Origin of the sequence: Solibacillus sp. FSL H8-0523 (assembly GCF_038051985.1) — a bacterium.
Classification (GTDB): Bacteria; Bacillota; Bacilli; order Bacillales_A; family Planococcaceae; genus Solibacillus.
This window is the reverse complement of record NZ_CP150291.1, coordinates 334,259-354,809: the sequence shown is the minus strand read 5'-3', so window position 1 is coordinate 354,809 and position 20,551 is coordinate 334,259. Positions and strand designations below refer to the sequence as shown.

The following is a 20,551-nucleotide window of genomic DNA, read 5'->3' as shown; positions in this document are numbered from 1 at the left end:
CTTTTTGTTTAGTTAGGGCTTGCTGTGATGTGGGTTTATTTACAATTTTTGGGCGTTCGCTCGTAATTGGTGGGAAAGTGCTCATAAGTATCGGGAAAACGCTCGTTACCTCTCAGATTTCACTCATAAAACGAGGAATACCGCTCTAAAATCCTCAAAATCCGCTCATAAAAAAAGCCCTATGGAGGAAATCATAAGGAGGCTCTTAACCTATGGAAAAACTAATTGCTACTGAAAAAGCGGTTGAAGTGATTGAACTGTTAAAAGCGAAGCATGGCAATCTATTGTTTCAGCAATCTTCTGGCTGCTGTGATGGCACGGTGCCGATGTGCTTTTTAGCAGATGGTCATTATATAAGCAGCCAAAATGTGCTGGTCGGTGAAATTGCTGGGGTGCCTTACTATATCGATAAAACACAGGATGCGTATTTAAAGCATATGCAAATTATTGTCGATGCGACGGAAGGTATGGGGGCTTCGTTTTCACTGGAGAGTGCAGAGGGCTTTGCGTTCATGATGACATCAAAAGTAATAAAATAAGCGGATCAGTCCCATGAAAAAAGTCGATTCATACTAGAATTCAAATTCTTAGTATGAATCGACTTTTATTCTGTGTAAAACCTAGAGAATCAAAATTAATTACTATGAACTTCCGAGTTTCTTCTTTTGACTAAAAAGCATCGCTACAATAATTAGTGCACATAAACTACTTACAAACGCTAAAAAGGTCCCTGCTTGTACATAATCTGCTTTATCTAAAATAAGTCCAAAAAGCGGCGGGATAATAAAGACACCTACCGACGCAAATGTTACGCTATAACCGCTCGCTGATCCACTTAATGTTTTTGGGACACTTTCAACCGCTAAACTCATCCAAACACCATTAAATCCTGAAAGCGAAAAACCAATTGTTGCAATGACGAAGAACAATAGCAGACGGTCTTGTACTATATGTAACCCATATAAAGCAAATGGTAACCAAAGTGCAATCATTAACAGCGCCAACCAGCGATTACTCCGTAGAAATTTGTCACTAATTACACCCCATAAAACACGGCCAATTGCGCCAAAAATCTCAGAACAAGCAAGTGCCAAAGCAGCTAAATAAACGGCCCATACTTTTACCTCTATTAAATATAATAGAATGTACGTATTAAATGTAATTTGTATCCCCATCAAAATGAGTGCAATTAACGTAGTAAAAAAGAGCGGTGTTGAGCTCATTAATTTTTTTAAGTGTGCAACTAATGAAGTCTCCGTGGCACGATGTGAACGAAACGTTTCCTCGTGTGATTTCAGTAACAAGTAAATGATCACTGCCATTCCCAATAATAGAAGTGATGCCATTGTAATCGTTGGCTGCCAACCGATTTGCTCTGCAATAGCAATCAATACAATACTCGACAAAGCTGAACCAAGCGTAATTGACATTTGCTTAACACCTATTGGCAATGCAATTTTTTCAATCGGGTAAAGCTGTACAAGCATTTTATTCGTTACAGGATGCATGCCGCCATAACCAAGCCCTGCTAACATAATAAAAAGAAGCGCTAAAAAATAACTTCCGTCAATTGTAGCAAGTAACAAAAATCCTCCCCCTACAATTGACATCAATAACAGCATAAGCCGATGAGTCGCTACATAATCGGTAATAAACCCCATCGGCAATGTCGCCAAAAATTGTCCAACGAACAATGCTGTCGGTAAAAATCCAATTTGAAAATTCGTTAGTGCAAAACTTTCTCCAATATAGGCCGCAAATGGATTTAGGCTCCGTCCAACAAATGCGGTTAATAGCTGCGAAATAACGATAAGCAAAACGAGCCACCTTAGTTGATTCATCCTAGAATCCTAGCATCCTTGGAACGAACAATACGAAATCTGGTAGATACGTAATAATAAATAATACGATAACCGACACAACGATGAATGGGAAAACCGCCTTCACTAGTCGCTCAAATTTTATATCCGCCATCGAAGATACAATAAATAAGCCTGTACCTACTGGCGGGGTTAACAAACCTAATGTTAAGTTGATACAAATGATTACCCCAAAGTGAACCGGATCAATTTGAAGTGCGTGTACAAGTGGCATTAATACTGGCACTAAAATAACAAGCGCTGCAATACCGTCGATTAACATGCCGACAACCAGTAATAAAATATTAACTAAAAGTAAAAACACCCATGGGCTTTCTGTAAAACTTAAAATGAGGTCGGCCATTAATTGCGGAATTCGCTCAAATGCAATCATCCAACCAAAAATATTCGCCATAATAATTAAATAGGTCACTGTGGCCGTATTTGTTACCGTGTTAACAAGCATTTTTGGAAACTTTTTAATATCTAATTCACGGTAAACAAATAACCCTATAATAATTGCTAAAAAGCACGCAACAGCTGCTGATTCTGTTGCCGTAAAAACACCCCGTAAAATCCCGACTACTACTATTAACGGAATTAATAATGCCGGTAATGTCTTTACTGTCCCTTGCAAAATTTCTTTGAAAGAATGGCGTTTACTTTTAGGGAAATTATTTTTGTAGCCCATATATGCAATCATCCCCATAAAGGCTAATCCATATAAAATTCCCGGTAAAATCCCGGCCATGAACATTGCACCAATCGATGTACTCGACAACGTTCCATAAATAATAAAAATCATACTCGGTGGAATTATCGGTGCAATAATCGACGAAGCAAGCGTAATTGCTCCTGCAAACTCACGCTTATAGCCCTCTTTTTCCATTTGCGGTACCATAACTTTACTCATCATTGCAGCCTGTGCATTAGCAGAGCCCAAAATAGAGGCTAAAAACATGTTCGCTACGACGGTTACATACGCTAGACCACCACGAAAATGACCTAAAATTAACTTTGCGAAATTCACGAGGCGTGTCGTAATGCCACCCTCATTCATAATTTCTCCCATTAACATGAATAGCGGGATTGCTAACAAACCAAAATTTTCAAGCCCCGAAAACATGCGTAACGGTGTCGACTCAAGTAGTAAAGCTTGCCCATTAATTAAAAAGTAAACAACCGTCGTAATTCCCAATACTAAAGAAATTGGAATACCTAAAATTAATAAAATGACAAATACAGCTATCGTAATATATGTCATATTAATTCATCTCCAATCTCTTTTTCTTGTAAGTTCTCTTCATTTTTTAATAGGCGGATTAGACGTGCAACAATGTGGATCCCCGCAAATAAAATGCCCGTCGGTACAGCACTATACGGAATCCACATCGGCATGCCAACTGAGGTTGATTTTTGGAGTACCGTGGAAGGTAGCATAAGCCACTTCACAGAGTAAATTAAAATAATGATTAAAAAAGCTAACATAATCACATCTTGAACAATCTTTAAAATTCGTTGCTTATTCTCAGATAAAGCATCAAGTAAAAAAGTAACTGCGGCTTGCGTACCATACTTCAAGCCCCAGCTACCACCTATGAATGAAAACCAAATGAATAAGTAAATCGAAATTTCTGTTGCCCAAGGGAGTGGATCAGATAATACATAGCGAAAAAATACAGCTGTTACCATGATAATCGTTAAAATTGCCATTAAAACGCCCATAATAACTTCCTCTACTTTTGTAATAATATTGCTGAGCTTTGTCATCCTTCACCCTCCAAATCACTATTCGAATACTACATTTGATTAACGATTCGCTTCAATGAATTGCTTGATTAAATCCGACTGACCACCGTACTCACTATCGAATGCTTCAATTTGTTTCGCAAACAAGCTTGCATCTAAGTCATATACTTCCATACCTTGACTTTCAAGCTCTTTACGGAACTCCTCCTCTTGACCAGCACGTGTTGTAACTGCATAATCACTCGCTACTTGCCAAGCTTGCGTTACAGCATCTTGAGCATCTTGTGAAAGGGCATTGAATTTTTTCTCATTTGTTAAAATTGTAGAAGGCCATACCATATGGTTTGTTACTGCTACATATTTTGCGATTTCAGCATATTTATTTGTAATTGTTGCGTCTAAGTCCATGTCCATTCCATCAATAACGCCTGTTTGTAACGCTGAATATACTTCTGTTAATGATAAAGATTCTGGTGCTGCACCTGCATTACGGTAAAATGACTGTAGCGCTGGACTTGGTGTTACGCGTAATTTTAAGCCATTTAAATCATCTGTAGAGTTGATTTTTACGCCCTTAGTTACCATCGTACGTTGACCTGCGAATAAGTACGTTAAGCCTTTAAGTCCCGTACCCTCTACTTTCTTTAACACTTCTTGCCCTAAATCTGATTGCGCTGCTGTATTTGCTTCTTCTAATGTTTCAAATAAATATGGCGCAAACCATGCAGCCATTTCTGGAGTACGAGATGTTAAATATGCCGCTGTAATCATCGCCATATCAACTGAACCTGCTTCTACTTGCTGTACCATGTCTGCCTCAGAGCCTAATTGACTCGCTGGGTAAATTTCAACGGTCATTTTGCCATCTGTAATCGATTCAAGCTCTTCTTTAAATTTTTCAGAAGCTTGATGCCACATGTGATCTGTTGGTGTAATATGTGCTAATTTAAACGTTACTTCCGGATAATCCCCTGAACCTGCTGAAACATTTTCACCTGCTAATTCTTCATCATCATTGCATGCCGCTAACACTAGAAGTAACATAAGTATTGCTGCAAAACTTAAAAACTTTTTCATGAAATTTGACTCCCCTTTATCCTTTGTTTTTTCGATACTCGGTCATCGTCTCACCCGCGATACCCCAATGATCTAATGGGATTTCTTGAATTATGATGCGAATGCTTTCTTTCGGAGCGTCAGCAACTCGTGCAAGCGTCTCCGTCATTTCATAAATAATGTGTCGTTTTTGTTCCGCACTGCGACCTTCTAATAATTGGATTTGTACAATTGGCATATGGTGATCACCGTTACTTCACATGAATCGTTAAGCTGCCTAATGCACCATAATCGGCTGTCACTGTATCGCCCGATTTCACAGCTACTGCGTCAGTCATCGCGCCCGCTAATACAAGTTCACCTGGCTGAATGCCGCGCCCTTCTTTGCTCAACATATTTAGTAGCTCAATAACCGAATTAATCGGATGATCTAAAATTGCTGCACCGACACCCTCATACTTGTGCTCATTATTGTGATACACATCCACTTTGATCTGTGCCCAATCTGTCGTGGTCGGTGCATATGGTTGGCTACCCATTAAGAATTTTGTAGAAGAAGCATTGTCTGCAATAACATCCATTAAAGAAAACGCAAAATTTTCGTAGCGGCTATCAATTACTTCTAGCGCTAAGTAAACATATTCAACTGCTGACCATACTTCATACGGCATTAAATTTTCACCAGCAATCGGCTTTTTGAATGTAAAAGCAACTTCTGGTTCGATGCGTGGATGAATGTAATCTACTGCCGTAATTTCATTGTGATTCATGAGCATATTGTTCGTTAAACGACCGTAAATTGTTGAATCAACACCAACTTGAAGCTGCTTCGCTTTGCTCGTTAACCCCATCTTCCAGCCGATAAATGCATTGCTTGCCGAAATCGATTTTTCAATGCTAAGACGTTGAATTTCGTATGCTTCCTCAAGCGTTAACCCCGGGTTACTATTGGTAATTTTTTCTATTGCCGTTTTTTCTAATTGTGCAGTTGCAACGCGTTCTACATATTCATAAATTGTACTCACGATACACTCACCTTTTTTTCCGCCATTTGTTGTGCTACTTCAATAATCATGTCTTCTTGTCCACCGACTACTTTACGTTTACCAAGCTCGACTAAAATATCACGTGCATCCACACCGAATCTTTCTGCCGCAAGGACTGCGTGACGTAAAAAACTTGAATACACGCCCGCATAACCCATGATAAAGCTACTGCTCGTAATATCTTGTGGCGCTGGTAACAGATTCGCGCGTACATCATCTGCTAAGTCAAGCATGTTGTAAAGATCAATACCCGTTTCATAACCTAAACGATCTAATACACCCACTAATACTTCTGTTTGTGCATTTCCTGCACCTGCACCTAAACAACACACGCTCCCATCAATACGGTTGGCGCCCGCCTCAATAGCTGCGAGGGTATTGGCTATCGCTAACGATAAGTTATTGTGCGCATGGAAGCCGATATCCACCGACAAATGGGTCTTTAACAAACTAATACGTGCAATTACATCACTCGGAAGCATTGCACCTGCAGAGTCCGTCACGTAAACAACGTCTGCTCCGTAAGATTCCATTAGCTTTGCCTGCTCCAAAACAACTTCTGGTGAAGCACTGTGTGCCATCATTAAAAAGCCAACTACCTCCATGCCCATCGCTTTTGCTGTTTCAATATGCTGCTTTGAAACATCCGCCTCTGTTACATGTGTTGCTACGCGTACCATGCGAGCACCTGCATCATATGCCTTTTTTAAGTCTTCAATCGTACCGATACCCGGTAACAGCAAGACAGCAATTGTTGAGTTACCCGCTTCTTCCACCGCTACTTTTATAAGCTCGATATCATATTCCTTTGAAAAGCCATACTGTAAAGATGAGCCACCTAAACCGTCGCCGTGTGTCACTTCGATATAAGGAACACCCGCAGCGCTTAGTTGCTTTGTTACATTGCGTACTTGTTCTTTTGTGAACTGATGCCCAACAACATGACTTCCATCACGTAACGCTACTTCTGTTATTAATAACTTTTTCATGACATGTGCACCCCTTTTTGCTGGAGTTGCTGCACAATCATTTCAGCGACCTTCAACCCTGAAGCCGTCATAATATCTAAGTTGCCGGCATACACTGGCAAATAATCTCCAAGCCCTTCTACTTCTAAAAATACCTTTACTTCGCGTCCGTCGATTAATGGCTCGATTTTTAAGCGGTAGCCTGGTACATATGCGTTAACTGCCTGCACCATTTCCTCAATCGATTCCTTAATTTTCACAGGGTCTTTCGCTTCTTCCTCTAATAAGCAAGAAACGGTGTCACGCATAAGCATTGGCGGCTCTGCTGGATTTAAAATAATAATGGCTTTTCCTTGTTTTGCACCGCCTACTTGCTCAATAGCGCGTGCTGTTGTTTCCGTAAACTCATCAATGTTAGCCCGCGTTCCTGGGCCAGCACTTTTTGAAGCGATCGTTGCAACGATTTCTGCATATGCCACACTTTGTATACGCGAGATGGCATGCACAATCGGAATCGTTGCTTGCCCACCGCAAGTAATCATATTTACAACAGGTAACTCAATATGCTTTTGCAAATTAACGGCCGGTACAACAAAGGGTCCGATTGCTGCAGGTGTCAAATCAATGATGCGCTTTCCCAGTGGTACCAATGCCTCAACATGCGCTTGATGCACCTTTGCTGATGTAGCATCAAATATAATATCCGCTAGCTCAGGCTGCTCTAAAAATCCTTTGATACCGTTTGAAATCGTGTGTATACCAGCATCCTGCGCACGCTTTAATCCATCAGATGCTGGATCAATACCAATTAACACGGACATTTCCAAATAGTCAGAGCGCATGACCTTTTTCATAAGATCGGTACCGATGTTTCCCGAACCGATAATTCCTACCTTCACCTTTTTCATAGAACCTCCTATTAGCGACAGCTTAGTTGAACTTTTCCGAGTATTTCACCGAAGTCCGCTACAAATTCGTCCCCTGGGCTTGCATCAAGTGCGGCAGATAGAGCGCCCGATAAAATCACTTCACCCTTTTTCAACCCAATATTAAAATCAGCTAAACGGTTTACAAGCCACACAACACAAGCTGCCGGATTGCCTAATACATCTGTCCCTTTACCGCTATTGATCAGTTCACCATTTTTATAGAAATTCATTTCCACTGCTGGTAAATCAATCTCATCGACCCGCTTCTTTTCCTCACCTAACACATATTTGGCTGATGATGCATTGTCCGCAATCGTATCAAGCAGTTTGATTTTCCAATCTTTAATGCGGCTATCGACGACTTCGAGACTTGCAACGACATAATCAGTTGCAGCAAGTACTTGCTCTAACGTGACATTCGGGCCGATTAAGTCCTCTTTCATAATGAACGCAATTTCTGCCTCTACACGTGGCTTTATGCACTCACTACAGTCGAGCACATTGTTTGGAATAGCCATCGATTCCAGCAAATGCCCATAGTCTGGTTCATCTACTTTTAGCAGTTGTTGCATTGCGAGCGATGTTAAGCCAATTTTTTTACCCGTAATGCGGTCACCTTCATTTACTTTACGATGTACTTGTTCAAGCTGAATCGAATAGGCATCCTTCAAACTTAAGCTGTCGATTTGCTCCGTCAACGGCGCGATGCCTTGACGCGTTTTTTCTGCTTGCGAAATTTTACTAGACCATTCAATTAAATTTACACTCATTGTGCGTCACCTACTTTTATAATTTGATCGTTACGTTCGACTGTTCACAATAAAACTCAAAGCTATGTGCGCCGCCTTCACGCCCGATTCCGCTTTGCTTCATGCCGCCGAATGGTGTACGTAAATCGCGTAAATACCATGTATTCACCCATACGATGCCCGATTCGATTTGCCCGGCCACACGATGCGCACGCCGTAAATCATTCGTCCAAATCGTCGCCCCTAATCCGTACGTCGTATCATTCGCATAGCCAATTACCTCTTCCTCTGAATCAAATGGCCACACCGTAACGACTGGACCAAAAATTTCTTCCTTCACACAGCGTGAATTTTCATCTAAACCAACAACGATTGTCGGTTCGATAAAGTAGCCTTTTTCCATATGCGCTGGACGCTTGCCGCCTGTTAATATCGTACCGCCCTCTTCTCTAGCAATCTCGATATAGCGCATTACTTTTTCATAATGTTCCTTCCCTATAACTGCGCCGATATTCGTATTGGCATCGAATGGATCACCGACGACAAGTTCCTCCGTGCGTGCTACGAACTTCTGTAAAAATTCATCCATAATAGAGCGCTCAACGTAAATACGTGACGCACATAAGCACACCTGTCCTTGATTGCGAAAACTTGAATGCAGTGTTGTTTCCACTACTTCATCAATATCTGAATCCGCAAAAATAATGGCTGGGTTTTTCCCACCTAGCTCAAATGACACTTTCTTTAATGTTGGTGCTGCTGCTTTCATGATTGTCGTCCCTGTACGTGTTTCGCCAGTAAATGTAATTGCATCAACAAGTGGGTGCTCTGATAAATACGCCCCTGCTGAATCTTTACCAAAACCGTGTACAACATTAACAACACCATTTGGTACGCCTGCTTGCTTACATATTTCCGCTAGCATCGTTGCCGTCATCGGTGTTAATTCCGCTGGTTTCATAACGGCTGTACTGCCCGCAGCTAAACATGGTGCAAGCTTCCATGTTAATAATAAAAGCGGTAAATTCCATGGATTAATCATGGCCACAACACCTACTGGACGCGTCACTGTATAGTGCAGTGCGATATTGTCCTGGTTGTATGCCTCATTTCCTAACGACGTAACATAATCCGCAAAAAAGTGGAAGTTATGTGCCGCGCGTTTAATATCCATCTCCATTGCTAATGCGTAAGGCTTCCCTGTGTCGAGCGCCTCAAGCATCGCAAATTGCTCGAGATTTTCTAAAATTAGATCGCCGATTTTGCGAATAATTTGCGAGCGTTGCTTCACTGTATATGTTGACCACTCACCTTTTACCGCTGCCTTCGCTGCTTTCACCGCAAAATCAACCTCATCTTGTGTTGCCTCTGCTACCCAGCCGATTACTTCTTCTGTTGCTGGGTTAATATTTAAAAACTTTCGATCTTCAGCCGCCTCTACATATTGGCCATTAATGAAATTGCGGCAATCGATTCCTTTTAACTGTACTTGTCGCATGTTTTCCTACACCTTCGTGCAGGATTCACCTCGCTTTACGTCTGGATAAAATAAGGCAGCCTCAAAGAAGATGAAACTATTACTTCCTTTAAGCTGCCATACGTGCTGTTATTCTTCTATCTCAACAATCATTTCGATTTCGATTGCTGTATTATTTGGTAACTGCGCCATCCCTACTGCCGAACGTGCATGCTTTCCTTTTTCGCCAAACACTTCGACAAGTAAATCCGATGCACCATTCATCACCTTTGGCTGCTGCGTAAAGTCAGGAGTAGAATTGACCATTCCTAAAATTTTCACAATGCGCTTCACCTTCGATAAATCACCTAACTCATGCTTCAACACTGTAAGTAAGTTAATCATTGATTGACGTGATGCCGCATACCCATCCTCAACTGTTAAATCCGCACCAAGCTTACCGTAATATTGGTCAACACCCTGTCCCGATGTGAAAATTAAATTTCCTGCGCGTACACAGCTTACATAATTTCCAACTGCTGAACGTGGCGTGCCGAGCGTAATGCCTAGCTTCTCCAATTGCAATTCTGGCGTTTGTGTTTCATTCACCATTATTTACTCACACCACTCTTTGCTAAATTTAAAAACTGTCGGGCATTTTCACCAAGCACAGCCCTCTTCACTTCGTCTGAAAGCTGTAGCGATTCCTCTACGACCTTACCTGGATTGATTTCACGTAGTAAGAACGGATAATCCGAGCCCATAATAATTTTGTCATGGCCAAAGCGCTCTAATAAAAAGGCAAAATTGTCTTTGTCATATACGAGTGAATCGAAGTAAAACTTTTTCGCATAATAGCTTGGTGGATGTTCTGTCAGACGTAAATGTGGCCATACTTCCCACCCTTGATCTAAGCGAGGTAAAATATAGGCAAATGACCCGCCACCATGTGCAAAACAGACTTTGAGGTTCGGACATTTTTCCATCACGCCACTCCATATTAAACTCGCAGCTGCAAGAGCTGTTTCGCTCGGCATACCTACTGTGTACATAAAGTTATGGCGTGGTGTGCGATCTTTCGCCATCGTTTCCCACGGGTGGATAAAGAGCGACATTTCTAGCTCCTCCGCCGCTTGGAAAAACGGTAGCAAATAGTCTGCATCTAAATTTTCACCATTAACATTTGTACCGATTTCAATACCAGTTAAGCCAAGCTCCTTGCAACGACGCATTTCTTCAATCGCTGTCTCTGCATCTTGCAATGGCACTGTACCTAAACCAATAAAATGCGCCGGATATTCCTTCACTGTCTCCGCGATGAAGTCATTTTGGAATTGTGCCATTTCAAGCGCTTGCTCTACCGGTGCCCAGTACGAAAAGGTTACGGGTACAGGAGAGATTACTTGCATATCGACGCCTTCCTTTTCCATATCCCCAATGCGCTTTTTCGGATCCCACACTTGGTCTGTTACTTCGCGAAACAGATTACCACTTACCATAATATCCGCGCCACAAGAGCATTTTTGCTCCATTACTGGCCATTTATCATTGCCAAACTTCTGTGCGAAATTTGGTAAATTCAACGGATAAATGTGCGTGTGGAAGTCGATTCTCATACTTGCCATTCCTCAACTTTCTCAGACATTACATGGCTGCATTCATTGCACGTACGTAATTCTTCTGATCCGTTAAAAATTGCAATACCATCTGCAATTTGTTGCCCGATATTTGTTACTTGTAACGTGACACGATGTACTTCGTGATCGCATTTTTCACATAACCATACCAAGTCTTCTAATTCGCCTTCTTTACGTTTATATTCAATTACGATGCCGTATGTTTCAGCTACCCGGTGCGGAGAATGCGGTACGTTGCCTGGTAATACAAACATTTCGCCTTCTTTTACTTCGATTACTTCACGTTTATTTTCGTCGTTAATAATTTCAACATAGCAAGAGCCTTTTACTTGGTAGAAAATTTCATCTGAAGGGCTCACATGGAATTCACGACGTGCGTTTGGACCACCAACTAACATCACTAAAAACTGAGAATCATTCCATAGCACTGTATTGTTTACTGGTGGCTTTAATAAATCCTTATTTTCCTCGATGATTTTCCAAATATCTTGAGCACGTGCTTGCATTTTGCTTACTTCAGTTGAATTGTTCATTGTAAAACCTCCTATTTTTTATGTGCTATGCGCTTTGGCTTACTTAGCTTCCTAGATGGATTGCGTAAGCTAATCGCATAAGCAGTTTAAAACGTTATATAGCCAATCTCGCGCGATATAATCTGCGCAGAGCGGATAACCTCATTTAAAATAAGCTGAAAATTATGTTCCTGAATGTAATCGACAGCACATACGAAGTTGAATGCCGCAATAACTTGCCCACTATAGCTTTTAATTGGTGCAGCGATTCCGAATGTACCCGTCTCATTTTCACCGTTGCTCACAGCAAAGCCCTGTTTATGGATGACTTGTAGTTCCTTCTTTAAAACGCCAATATCCGAAATCGTATTTTTTGTAAACTTTTGCATCCCATGCTGCTCAACCGCCTTCACAAAAGAGGGGTTATAGGCAAGCAACACTTTGCCGATGCTTGTCGCATGAGCTGGAAAGCGCGTTACGCCGATATATGTCGGCAATACACCCGTATGAGGCGAAACACTTTTAAAGATGAAACGCACTTGGCCGTTATCAAACATCCCTACGTGAACGCTACCTTTAAAACGATTCACTAGATTTGCAGCAATCGGCGCAACCTTTTCATTCATCTCTTGCTGGTACATTACTTTGTTACTCCACTCTAAAATGCGCCAGCCAAGGCGATATTTACGATTTTTATCTTGCATTAAAATATTTTCCTCGCACATCGTCTTTAAAAAATGATGTACAGAGCTAACAGGGAGATCTAGCATTTCTGCAATTCGTTTGTTGGACAAAGCTGACTCACTTTCAAAAAACAAATCAATAATTTGTGCCATTTTACTAACAGAAGCGATCATTCCCATTACCTCCTGATTAGTTTGTTTGTGGCTGTTTTACCGTATCTTCCTTCGATAAAATCGCATTGGCTAAATCAGGTGAATGATCCTTTTTATACTTATTGTAAAAAATTGCGCGTTTACGAACTGGATCACCTGTGTAGTAGCGCTCATACTGTAATGCACGCATACCAAACGCCTCGCCACATAAATCCCAGGCCAACTTGAAGATTTTCATGCGTGCCTCTGCATCGATACCTGCACGTCCACCGTAATGACGATCGATTGTTGGGCGTAGCTCTTCACTTAAAAAGTCCGCTTCTGTTGGCATCATAAGCAATCCGCCTGCCCCAATTGCCTGCATTACTTCAATTGTGCGTGGATACATGTCCGGCATCATGCCGCGAATTGTTTCTAGTACGACTGGATTCAAACGTGCCTCGCCATGCTCTGTAATCGTATATTCATGCTCTGCTGTGCGCAGTAGCGAACGAATAACCTCTGTATTTTGAATTAATTCACCTAAATCGCGTTGCACGTGTAAATATTGGTCTGCTCCAATCGAATCTGCCACTTTACATGCAACCTCTACCGCAAACTTCAGCTTAATATAGCCGCGTACACCTGATTGATGTGCTGGTTGCTCGGCAATACCCGTCATAGGATACAGCAGGTTCGCTGCTTCTACATTGTTGTAAAGGAATACTTTATCCCAAGGAACAAGTACATCCTCAAAAACGAGGAGCGCGTCCATTTCTTCATAGCGCGATGCAAGTGGGTGATCAAATGTCGAACGTGTACCGTCTTGCACTGGCTCACGACAAATAATTTTCAAACCTTTGACATCAACCGGTACAGCAAATGCTAGTGCATAACGCTCATCGCCAGGCGCAAAACCTGGGAATGAATAAATAATTACTTCATCCGTTAATGCTGCTAACGTTGCTAACATTTTTGCCCCGCGTACAATAATCCCTTCAGCCCGCTCCTCAACAACCCCAAGATGCGTAAACTGATCTGCCTGCTCATGCGAATTTTTACTACGGTCATTTTGTGGGTTTACAATCGCATGCGTTAAAAAAATATCATTATCACGTAAATGCTTATAGTAGTTTTCAATATTCGTTGCCCAATCTTCGTTGTATTTACGTAAAAACCAAGAATTTTGCGCTAATGATGTCACAACTGTATTTAAGAAATCTGGCGTACGGCCCATTAGTCCAAACGTTTGGCGTGCTACAATTTCAAACGCCTTACTACGCTTCATAATATCCTCGTAATTGCGTGGCATTAAAAACGATGTCGCGATACGCTCACCCGTTTCTTCGCACAACACTGATAAATCCTCTTGATATGCTGGATCATGCTGCATATCATACAGCTTCGCAATCTCTAATGCTGGTTGTTTAAAATATGGCTCATCCAAAATGTTTTCTACGATTTTCCCATTCAACCAAACTTCTGGTTTACGCGACTTTAACGCTTCGATATATTGTGCTCCAGTACGAATCCCCACCACATACACTCCCTTTAAATTTATTGCACTTCTTGGCTTTTATATGTCTCTGTTGACCCCATCTTGCCTTCAAAGAATGTTAATGAATTACCGCTTTGATGATCGAACGCTGTAATCTCTCCAACAAACAGCACATGATCCCCTGCATCATATTGCTGCCACTGCTTGCATTTAAAATAGCCTGACGCACCATCAATGCTTGGCGAATCGCCCTCTTCGTTCCAAAGAATATCCAATCCTTCTTGAGGACGCCCCGCAAACTGCCATGCAATCGCCTCTTGATCATCCGCTAATACATTAATCGTGAAAGGTTTATTTTGTAGCTGTTCATATGAATTTGCTTTTTTATCAATCGACACAAGCGCAAGTGGTGGCTCTAGTGACACCGATGTAAATGAATTTACCGTAATTCCATTAATCCCATCTCCATCAAACCAAGTCACAACTGTTACACCTGTCGGGAACTTTCCAAAAGCCTTTCTTAATAAATTACCGTCCATTGTAAAAACCCCTTTCAAATTATTAATATGATAATATCAAAAGAAGATATAACTCTTACGCAACAAAATTTCACAATATGAAATTTGCATATTTTTTTATATTTATAATTTTTCCCTTTGATAATTCAATATATTTGTTATTAAAAAGGTTCTAACAATACTATCCCACTATGCATTTTTGTTTTACTGAAATAATATTTTACAAATAATTACATATATTCAAGTGATTTCGTGATATTATGAAGTATTATAAGGGATTAACACATTGGGGGATTTGTATTGACGGCAATCATTTCTATTGATTCATTAACTAAACAGTATGGCGATAAAACGGTACTTAATGGTATTTCTTTTACCGTTGAACATGGAGAAGTATTTGCTTTAATCGGAACGAATGGCGCTGGAAAAACGACCGCACTTGAATGTATTGAGGGGCTCAGGAAGTATAGTGGGACTATCGAAATTCACGGGAAAATTGGGGTTCAGCTACAATCTACGTCATTACCTGAAAATATCAAAACAAAAGAAGCACTTAAGCTGTTTGCAAAATGGAATGGTACAACGATTGATACGGAACTTATTCAAAGATTAAATCTCGAGCCTATGATGAATAAAAAATATAGAGAGCTATCCACTGGTCAAAAAAGGCGGTTACATTTGGTTATTGCAATGGTAGGAAATCCCGATATCGTTTTTCTTGATGAGCCAACAGCAGGACTTGATGTGGAAGGACGCGTTGCATTACATGAAGAAATACGAGCGTTGAAAAAAAGAGGGAAAACCATTGTTTTGACAAGTCATGATATGGTGGAAGTAGAGGAACTTTGTGATCGACTAGCCATCCTAAAGAACGGACAAATTGGTTTTATCGGGACTGTTTATGAATTTACTAAGAAAAAGAATGATACGTATATCATGCATCTCAAATTAGCTAATTTGGTTAATACGAATTCCTTGTTAGCATGTACTTATGTAGGCGAACAGCAAGGGTACCATTTATTTGAAACAAAAAAGTTAGAAGAGGGACTTTTCGAATTAACTTCAATGGTAAGAGCAGAAAAAAATACGCTTTATGATTTAAAAATTGAGCAAACAAGCTTAGAGAAGCGGTTTATGGATTTAGCGAAGGAGGTAGTGTTATGAGCGCATTTCTTTATGGGATTGGCCTACAATGGCGATTAGATTTTCGAGATAAAGGGATTCTTCTCACGTACTATATCATTCCATTATTATTCTTTATCTTTATGAGTGGCATCTTTACTTCCATCAATCCGACTGCTTATCAAACACTTATCCAATCCATGACCGTTTTTGGTGTGTCAATGGGTGCCCTTCTAGGTACGCCTGCACCTCTTGTTGAACTCTATAATAGTGAGATGAAAAAAGCTTATAAAGTCGGCGGGATACCTCTTTGGACGGGATTCGTTAATAATTTTGTTTCAGGGATAATTCATCTTTCTCTTATGAGCATCCTGCTATTTATACTGGCACTCTTTATTTTTGATGCCAGTATGCCTTCTAACCTTTTCATGTATTTTGTTACACTTGAACTCTTCATTATTGCTTCTCTTTCTATTGGAACAATACTAGGATTGACTGTAAAAAGTACAACAAAATTAACAATGGTGTCACAGCTAATCTTTTTACCATCTATTATGCTGTCGGGGATTATGTTCCCAGTGGATATGCTACCAAGGGTTTTACAATCGATTGGAGGGATTTTCCCTGCAACATGGGGCTTTATCAATTTAAGCAGCACCGAATGGGAATTCTGGTCCATTGCACCGTTAATCATTACAATCACCCTTGCTTTTTTACTCTGTGGCTGGAGACTGAGACGTTTACACACAGCAGAATAAATACATTTTGAATTTCCTAAAGGCTAGGCTTTATATAGCCGATGAAGTTCATAAGTACAGCGGTTTAAGCTATAAAAATAGCGGGCTTCTCAAGATGAGAAAGCCCGCTTTATTTGTCCCCATCACGCGCTGCTGCATACGCAGGATTTGATGCACTGACACCAGATGGGTAATATGCACGCCTGGGATCACGTAGATTTAAAGTCAAATCAATCACCTCCTCCCCCGCAAGGAAAAGTTGCAGCTGAGGAATTATTTGCATTAGCACAGCAATTAAAACGTACACCGACCTAATTAGATATCAGGGCGGTACTTATTATTGATTTAATGAAATTAATTGATCTTGAATAGCTGAAATATCATAGTAGTAACTTAAAGCTTTTAATACTTCTACTTTAAGTTCCTCTTTGTCCATCATTGGTGCCATGACAATCGGATAATTTTTGTTTAACTCGTAAATTACTTGGCGACCATAACGTGGATCTTTACCCAAATCTGGACGATCCGGGATATACGCTTTCATAATTTTTGAAATATCTAATTCGTCAATAATGGTTAAAATTTTCACCGTAAATTCGGCGTTGCGGAAAATCGGATACTTAATAATATAATTAAATACATCTAGGTTTTCTAAAACTAAATGATAGAGGTAATTTTTTTGCTCTACTGTTTCACCTATATCTTCAATATATTCTGCTGCTAGTACACATTTATAAATATAGTTTTCCCAGTCGAATTTCTTGATTACAATATTTTTAAAATCACTATTGCTTTCTTTTACACTCGGATAATTCTTTAAAATATAGTCGCGTTTTTTTAGTACAAGAAGCGAATGCCAAAATACTTCATCAAAATGCAAATCGCGATCCAAAACAATATAATATTTCGCAATAATTTGGAGAGCTGTTAAGAAATCTTCATTACGCTCTTTTGCTGATCCCCTACCCATATAAACTGGAAAGTCCGGAATTTGTGAAACGGTCACATAATTATCCGAAAAATAATCTTCATTCCCTATAATTTTATCCTCTAAAAAATCCAAATAAAATTGTTCATTATTTTTATAACCACTCTTTAATAATCTAATCTCCATTTTGATCAAGCTCCCTTACTGCTGCTGAATATTTCTCAATCAATTTTTCAGAAATTAGCGTAATGACCTCGTCAATATTTTCTGTTGAAACCTCAGTAATCATTTTCTTTGTCATTAAATTATATAGTTTATAATCTAGTCCACTTTCAGGTACATCCACTTGTGTTAAATCTACAGCACCCTCATCTCGACCATACTCACTAACGAAATTTTGAAGCGCTTTTTGCATTCCAAGATACAAGTATGGCGTATTAAAGTCTCGGCTATTGCGCATGCCATTGAATTGGAAATCCGCCTTTTTATAATGAATAATAATCGTTTCTGTACCGAGTTCAATTTTAATATCAGATGTTAAATTTTCATCTAATTTCTTTTCAAATAACACAAGCGGTTGCTGTATGCTTCCTTCAAAAACAACGACATTTGAATAACCTAATAACTTATTTTGACATAGTTTAATATCCACTTTAAATGGATCATAAAAGGCTGTTAAATCCTCATTCAAGGCAAATGAAATATCTTCTGCCGTCTGAATTTGTAATTGAATCGATGTGCGTTTGTTCAGCGAAATACGGGATTTTTCTATATCTACATAACGTTGGTTTGGTGCTAGTTTTACAAAACGTGTATCTTTCGACTGAATAATAAAAACAACCGTCGCTTTATACTGATGAATTAGCTCTTTAATAAATGGTGAACTAATTTCATAATCCAGTACAAAACGGTAAGCATTAGTATTTTCTTCCAAATTCACGTCTAGTGAAAAATATGGATTCATATAGGTTGATGTCGTATTTGTCAAAATAGGATATGGGAAATTGGCATCTTTTTTGTAAATCATGTTACACCTCTACGTAGTAAATGAATTTTAATGCATCGTTATAATTTTGATGCACATTCAATTTTAATTTTATTAGTCCTTTTTGAACGGAAACACCTGTTATTTTATTGTCTGTAACCTTACAAGACGCTCCTTTAAGCACATCCACTATTTGAAGATAGTTTTCCGTTAAACTAAAGCTTTCCTCAAATTCTTCTCCCGTGCCATCTATTATGCGCATCATAATATTACAGTCTTTCACTTTCTTCATCTCTTCGTTCGCTGTAAATAAAAATTGAAGGTATTCCGTATTTTGAATGATGACGCGTTCCACTGTATTTGGATTTACGCGGTACGTTTCTTTCGCCTCATCTGTTTCATCGAGATCGGATTGGTTACCCACTTGAGTCTTTTTCGGAACACGTTTCACTTCCGTTTTTTCAGTTTTCACAGTTCCCTGTTGGTCACCCTTATCCTTTTTCTCTTTTTGGCTATTAGTTGTTGCTTTTAAAATGGATTTACCATTTTTAATTTTGACCGAACCCATTGCTTTTTCGAGATCTGATTTAAATTGCGATTCCATCAAATAAATTAAATCTCCTGTATCCATCTCTTCATCAGTCGGATTATTCTTACGCATTTCATCATCAATTATTTTAGCAATCTCTTTTGATAAATTATTAATAAAACGCGTTGCTCGCGCTTTTAGTTTGGCATCTTTTATATGCTCAGAAGAAATCTCCGTGTGCGACTCGTTTTCTAGTGACTTCAAGTATTTATCTTCTTTTAGCCCACCAATTAACACCGCATTGAAAGGTTTTGTGGCATTGGCCTTCACTTTAAAATCTTCAATTTTCATCCCAATTGTACGAACAATCCCTACACGACCTTTAGGAATCGCTTCGTTGTATGTAAAATATAGCTGAAATTCAAAATCCATTTCCCCGTTATTGACGGTAATCGATTTTGGCTCTTGCTCTAAATACGTTTTAAAATAAAGCGGCGTAAACACTTTTTTCATATCCTGCAGCGTTTGCTCATAATAGCGTGGATTTCCTAAAAACGTATGAATCGTATCTTTTGTTAGCTGATGATCATTCACATGAACTTCTAAATTGCCCTGCAAAATTGATACGAAAAAGTTATCGCAAATCGTTTTGATGATTTCATTTTCATCGTCAAACTCTTTACGTAAAAACGGAATAATAATTTTCAAACCACGCTCATTTTTCTGAAATACTTCACGGAATTCATTTTCATACGGATAAAATTTTGACTGTCCCTCATGCTGCTCTACTTTTGCAAAATAACCCGAAGAGCGGTAGCATTGCCCTTCAAATTCATGTTCAATCAATTGCACTGTACCACCTAAATGTTTCTCCTGTTTTTCATCACAGTTTGCAAAATACATCAGGTGCAAATCTGAAGCCGCATTAGAAGCAATTTTACCAATACCATGTGAACCACCACGCGTTGTCTCAAACGATTCGTCCTTTTCCTCAAAGTGAACGCCTTTGTTATACGCATAAATGCCCCACGTATCCTCTTTCGAATTACTTTGGCCATTTCTTGCGCCAGTCAGTCCTCTCGTATTCAAATCCTCGAACGATACATAGCGTACTTGCTCTTTATCCATATGCTTTACCATATGGTCGATCGTTTCTACCGTATAGCTATTACGCCCCTTTAAGCTTTTAATATGTGCCTTTACATCTGCAATCCCAGGTATATACGACTGATCAATCGTTCCAAGTTTAATCGTTACAACGACGGGAAGTGCACAATCCTTTAAACGCCCATCTAATGAGTTTTGAATATTTTCCTTTGTCAGTCCTTTAATCCCTAATCCATAAAATCGTTCCAACACTTTGTTAAAATTGGATTCTTCAATGTTTGGAATAGGAGAGAAATTCCAAAATACCGCTTGCTCCGGTTGTTCAATCATCTATTTCACCTCTACCATTTA

General features: G+C 39.7%; 22 protein-coding genes. 3 read left to right on the top strand and 19 right to left on the bottom strand.

All coding sequences use genetic code 11. The features are described from left to right. Positions 1 to 212 precede the first annotated feature (212 nt). Complete coding sequence (locus NSQ62_RS01735) at positions 213 to 539, top strand: DUF779 domain-containing protein (protein ID WP_341322219.1); 327 nt, start codon at positions 213 to 215, stop codon at positions 537 to 539. Positions 540 to 641: 102 nt separating this feature from the next. Here the strand turns inward: NSQ62_RS01735 and NSQ62_RS01730 are convergent, their stop codons facing one another. From NSQ62_RS01730 to NSQ62_RS01655, 16 genes are all read right to left on the bottom strand, one after another. Next, positions 642 to 1,817, bottom strand: a complete 1,176-nt coding sequence (locus NSQ62_RS01730; RefSeq protein WP_341322218.1) for an MFS transporter — start codon at positions 1,815 to 1,817, stop codon at positions 642 to 644. A 25-nt stretch (positions 1,818 to 1,842) separates the two neighbouring features. Continuing rightward, on the bottom strand, positions 1,843 to 3,123 hold the full coding sequence (locus NSQ62_RS01725) for a TRAP transporter large permease (RefSeq protein ID WP_341322217.1): 1,281 nt from the start codon (positions 3,121 to 3,123) through the stop codon (positions 1,843 to 1,845). Beyond that, the gene (locus NSQ62_RS01720) at positions 3,120 to 3,629 is read right to left on the bottom strand and encodes a TRAP transporter small permease (RefSeq protein WP_341322216.1); all 510 of its coding nucleotides are present in this window, start codon (positions 3,627 to 3,629) and stop codon (positions 3,120 to 3,122) included. The genes NSQ62_RS01725 and NSQ62_RS01720 overlap by 4 nt, the downstream gene beginning before the upstream one ends. A 39-nt stretch (positions 3,630 to 3,668) precedes the next feature. Next, complete coding sequence (locus tag NSQ62_RS01715) at positions 3,669 to 4,685, bottom strand: TRAP transporter substrate-binding protein (protein WP_341322215.1); 1,017 nt, start codon at positions 4,683 to 4,685, stop codon at positions 3,669 to 3,671. Between the two features lie 16 nt (positions 4,686 to 4,701). Further along, positions 4,702 to 4,902 (bottom strand): 4-oxalocrotonate tautomerase, encoded by a 201-nt coding sequence (locus tag NSQ62_RS01710; RefSeq protein WP_341322214.1) that lies wholly within the window; start codon positions 4,900 to 4,902, stop codon positions 4,702 to 4,704. A gap of 13 nt (positions 4,903 to 4,915) precedes the next feature. Beyond that, entirely contained in the window at positions 4,916 to 5,689 is a 774-nt protein-coding gene (locus tag NSQ62_RS01705; protein ID WP_341322213.1) for a fumarylacetoacetate hydrolase family protein, read from the bottom strand. Continuing rightward, entirely contained in the window at positions 5,686 to 6,699 is a 1,014-nt protein-coding gene (gene dmpG / locus NSQ62_RS01700; RefSeq protein WP_341322212.1) for a 4-hydroxy-2-oxovalerate aldolase, read from the bottom strand. The genes NSQ62_RS01705 and dmpG overlap by 4 nt, the downstream gene beginning before the upstream one ends. Beyond that, on the bottom strand, positions 6,696 to 7,586 hold the full coding sequence (locus NSQ62_RS01695) for an acetaldehyde dehydrogenase (acetylating) (RefSeq protein ID WP_341322211.1): 891 nt from the start codon (positions 7,584 to 7,586) through the stop codon (positions 6,696 to 6,698). Before NSQ62_RS01695 ends, dmpG begins: the two co-directional genes overlap by 4 nt. An 11-nt stretch (positions 7,587 to 7,597) precedes the next feature. Beyond that, the gene (locus NSQ62_RS01690; RefSeq protein WP_341322210.1) at positions 7,598 to 8,377 is read right to left on the bottom strand and encodes a 2-keto-4-pentenoate hydratase; all 780 of its coding nucleotides are present in this window, start codon (positions 8,375 to 8,377) and stop codon (positions 7,598 to 7,600) included. 16 nt (positions 8,378 to 8,393) lie between these two features. Continuing rightward, positions 8,394 to 9,854: an aldehyde dehydrogenase gene (locus NSQ62_RS01685; RefSeq protein ID WP_341322209.1), complete on the bottom strand. Its 1,461-nt coding sequence runs from the start codon at positions 9,852 to 9,854 to the stop codon at positions 8,394 to 8,396. A 108-nt stretch (positions 9,855 to 9,962) separates the two neighbouring features. Further along, positions 9,963 to 10,421, bottom strand: coding sequence for a RidA family protein (locus tag NSQ62_RS01680; RefSeq protein ID WP_341323864.1), 459 nt, complete (start codon positions 10,419 to 10,421; stop codon positions 9,963 to 9,965). Positions 10,422 to 10,423: 2 nt separating this feature from the next. After that, positions 10,424 to 11,428 carry an amidohydrolase family protein gene (locus NSQ62_RS01675; RefSeq protein ID WP_341323863.1) on the bottom strand — a complete coding sequence of 335 codons (1,005 nt, stop codon included), beginning with the start codon at positions 11,426 to 11,428 and terminating at the stop codon, positions 10,424 to 10,426. Continuing rightward, a complete protein-coding gene (locus NSQ62_RS01670) occupies positions 11,425 to 11,982 on the bottom strand; it encodes a 3-hydroxyanthranilate 3,4-dioxygenase (protein WP_341322208.1) in 558 nt (185 codons plus the stop codon). The genes NSQ62_RS01675 and NSQ62_RS01670 overlap by 4 nt, the downstream gene beginning before the upstream one ends. Positions 11,983 to 12,068: 86 nt before the next feature. Continuing rightward, positions 12,069 to 12,818, bottom strand: coding sequence for an IclR family transcriptional regulator (locus tag NSQ62_RS01665; RefSeq protein WP_341322207.1), 750 nt, complete (start codon positions 12,816 to 12,818; stop codon positions 12,069 to 12,071). A 16-nt stretch (positions 12,819 to 12,834) separates the two neighbouring features. Continuing rightward, positions 12,835 to 14,313, bottom strand: coding sequence for a 4-hydroxyphenylacetate 3-hydroxylase N-terminal domain-containing protein (locus tag NSQ62_RS01660; protein ID WP_341322206.1), 1,479 nt, complete (start codon positions 14,311 to 14,313; stop codon positions 12,835 to 12,837). A 20-nt stretch (positions 14,314 to 14,333) separates the two neighbouring features. After that, on the bottom strand, positions 14,334 to 14,813 hold the full coding sequence (locus NSQ62_RS01655) for a flavin reductase family protein (protein WP_341322205.1): 480 nt from the start codon (positions 14,811 to 14,813) through the stop codon (positions 14,334 to 14,336). A 279-nt stretch (positions 14,814 to 15,092) separates the two neighbouring features. On the opposite strand from NSQ62_RS01655, the gene NSQ62_RS01650 reads away from it, so the two are divergent. Both NSQ62_RS01650 and NSQ62_RS01645 read left to right on the top strand, forming a co-directional pair. Continuing rightward, complete coding sequence (locus tag NSQ62_RS01650) at positions 15,093 to 15,956, top strand: ABC transporter ATP-binding protein (protein ID WP_341322204.1); 864 nt, start codon at positions 15,093 to 15,095, stop codon at positions 15,954 to 15,956. After that, positions 15,953 to 16,672 carry an ABC transporter permease gene (locus NSQ62_RS01645; RefSeq protein ID WP_341322203.1) on the top strand — a complete coding sequence of 240 codons (720 nt, stop codon included), beginning with the start codon at positions 15,953 to 15,955 and terminating at the stop codon, positions 16,670 to 16,672. The genes NSQ62_RS01650 and NSQ62_RS01645 overlap by 4 nt, the downstream gene beginning before the upstream one ends. Positions 16,673 to 16,988: 316 nt before the next feature. On the opposite strand, the gene NSQ62_RS01640 is transcribed toward NSQ62_RS01645, so the two are convergent. Genes NSQ62_RS01640 through NSQ62_RS01630 form a run of 3 tightly spaced genes read right to left on the bottom strand, consistent with a single transcriptional unit; the run spans position 16,989 to position 20,530 of the window. Then, the gene (locus NSQ62_RS01640; protein WP_341322202.1) at positions 16,989 to 17,765 is read right to left on the bottom strand and encodes a hypothetical protein; all 777 of its coding nucleotides are present in this window, start codon (positions 17,763 to 17,765) and stop codon (positions 16,989 to 16,991) included. Beyond that, positions 17,755 to 18,606 (bottom strand): hypothetical protein, encoded by an 852-nt coding sequence (locus NSQ62_RS01635; RefSeq protein WP_341322201.1) that lies wholly within the window; start codon positions 18,604 to 18,606, stop codon positions 17,755 to 17,757. Before NSQ62_RS01635 ends, NSQ62_RS01640 begins: the two co-directional genes overlap by 11 nt. 1 nt (position 18,607) lies before the next feature. Then, positions 18,608 to 20,530 carry a hypothetical protein gene (locus NSQ62_RS01630; RefSeq protein ID WP_341322200.1) on the bottom strand — a complete coding sequence of 641 codons (1,923 nt, stop codon included), beginning with the start codon at positions 20,528 to 20,530 and terminating at the stop codon, positions 18,608 to 18,610. Positions 20,531 to 20,551: the final 21 nt, after the last annotated feature.

Bases quoted from the DNA above. Each gene is read 5' to 3' on its own strand.
- NSQ62_RS01735 (WP_341322219.1), top strand. From the start codon at position 213: ATGGAAAAACTAATTGCTACTGAAAAAGCGGTTGAAGTGATTGAACTG.
- NSQ62_RS01725 (WP_341322217.1), bottom strand. From the start codon at position 3,123: ATGACATATATTACGATAGCTGTATTTGTCATTTTATTAATTTTAGGT.
- NSQ62_RS01720 (WP_341322216.1), bottom strand. From the start codon at position 3,629: ATGACAAAGCTCAGCAATATTATTACAAAAGTAGAGGAAGTTATTATG.
- NSQ62_RS01715 (WP_341322215.1), bottom strand. From the start codon at position 4,685: ATGAAAAAGTTTTTAAGTTTTGCAGCAATACTTATGTTACTTCTAGTG.
- NSQ62_RS01710 (WP_341322214.1), bottom strand. From the start codon at position 4,902: ATGCCAATTGTACAAATCCAATTATTAGAAGGTCGCAGTGCGGAACAA.
- dmpG (WP_341322212.1), bottom strand. From the start codon at position 6,699: ATGAAAAAGTTATTAATAACAGAAGTAGCGTTACGTGATGGAAGTCAT.
- NSQ62_RS01695 (WP_341322211.1), bottom strand. From the start codon at position 7,586: ATGAAAAAGGTGAAGGTAGGAATTATCGGTTCGGGAAACATCGGTACC.
- NSQ62_RS01690 (WP_341322210.1), bottom strand. From the start codon at position 8,377: ATGAGTGTAAATTTAATTGAATGGTCTAGTAAAATTTCGCAAGCAGAA.
- NSQ62_RS01685 (WP_341322209.1), bottom strand. From the start codon at position 9,854: ATGCGACAAGTACAGTTAAAAGGAATCGATTGCCGCAATTTCATTAAT.
- NSQ62_RS01675 (WP_341323863.1), bottom strand. From the start codon at position 11,428: ATGAGAATCGACTTCCACACGCACATTTATCCGTTGAATTTACCAAAT.
- NSQ62_RS01670 (WP_341322208.1), bottom strand. From the start codon at position 11,982: ATGAACAATTCAACTGAAGTAAGCAAAATGCAAGCACGTGCTCAAGAT.
- NSQ62_RS01665 (WP_341322207.1), bottom strand. From the start codon at position 12,818: ATGATCGCTTCTGTTAGTAAAATGGCACAAATTATTGATTTGTTTTTT.
- NSQ62_RS01655 (WP_341322205.1), bottom strand. From the start codon at position 14,813: ATGGACGGTAATTTATTAAGAAAGGCTTTTGGAAAGTTCCCGACAGGT.
- NSQ62_RS01645 (WP_341322203.1), top strand. From the start codon at position 15,953: ATGAGCGCATTTCTTTATGGGATTGGCCTACAATGGCGATTAGATTTT.
- NSQ62_RS01640 (WP_341322202.1), bottom strand. From the start codon at position 17,765: ATGGAGATTAGATTATTAAAGAGTGGTTATAAAAATAATGAACAATTT.
- NSQ62_RS01635 (WP_341322201.1), bottom strand. From the start codon at position 18,606: ATGATTTACAAAAAAGATGCCAATTTCCCATATCCTATTTTGACAAAT.
- NSQ62_RS01630 (WP_341322200.1), bottom strand. From the start codon at position 20,530: ATGATTGAACAACCGGAGCAAGCGGTATTTTGGAATTTCTCTCCTATT.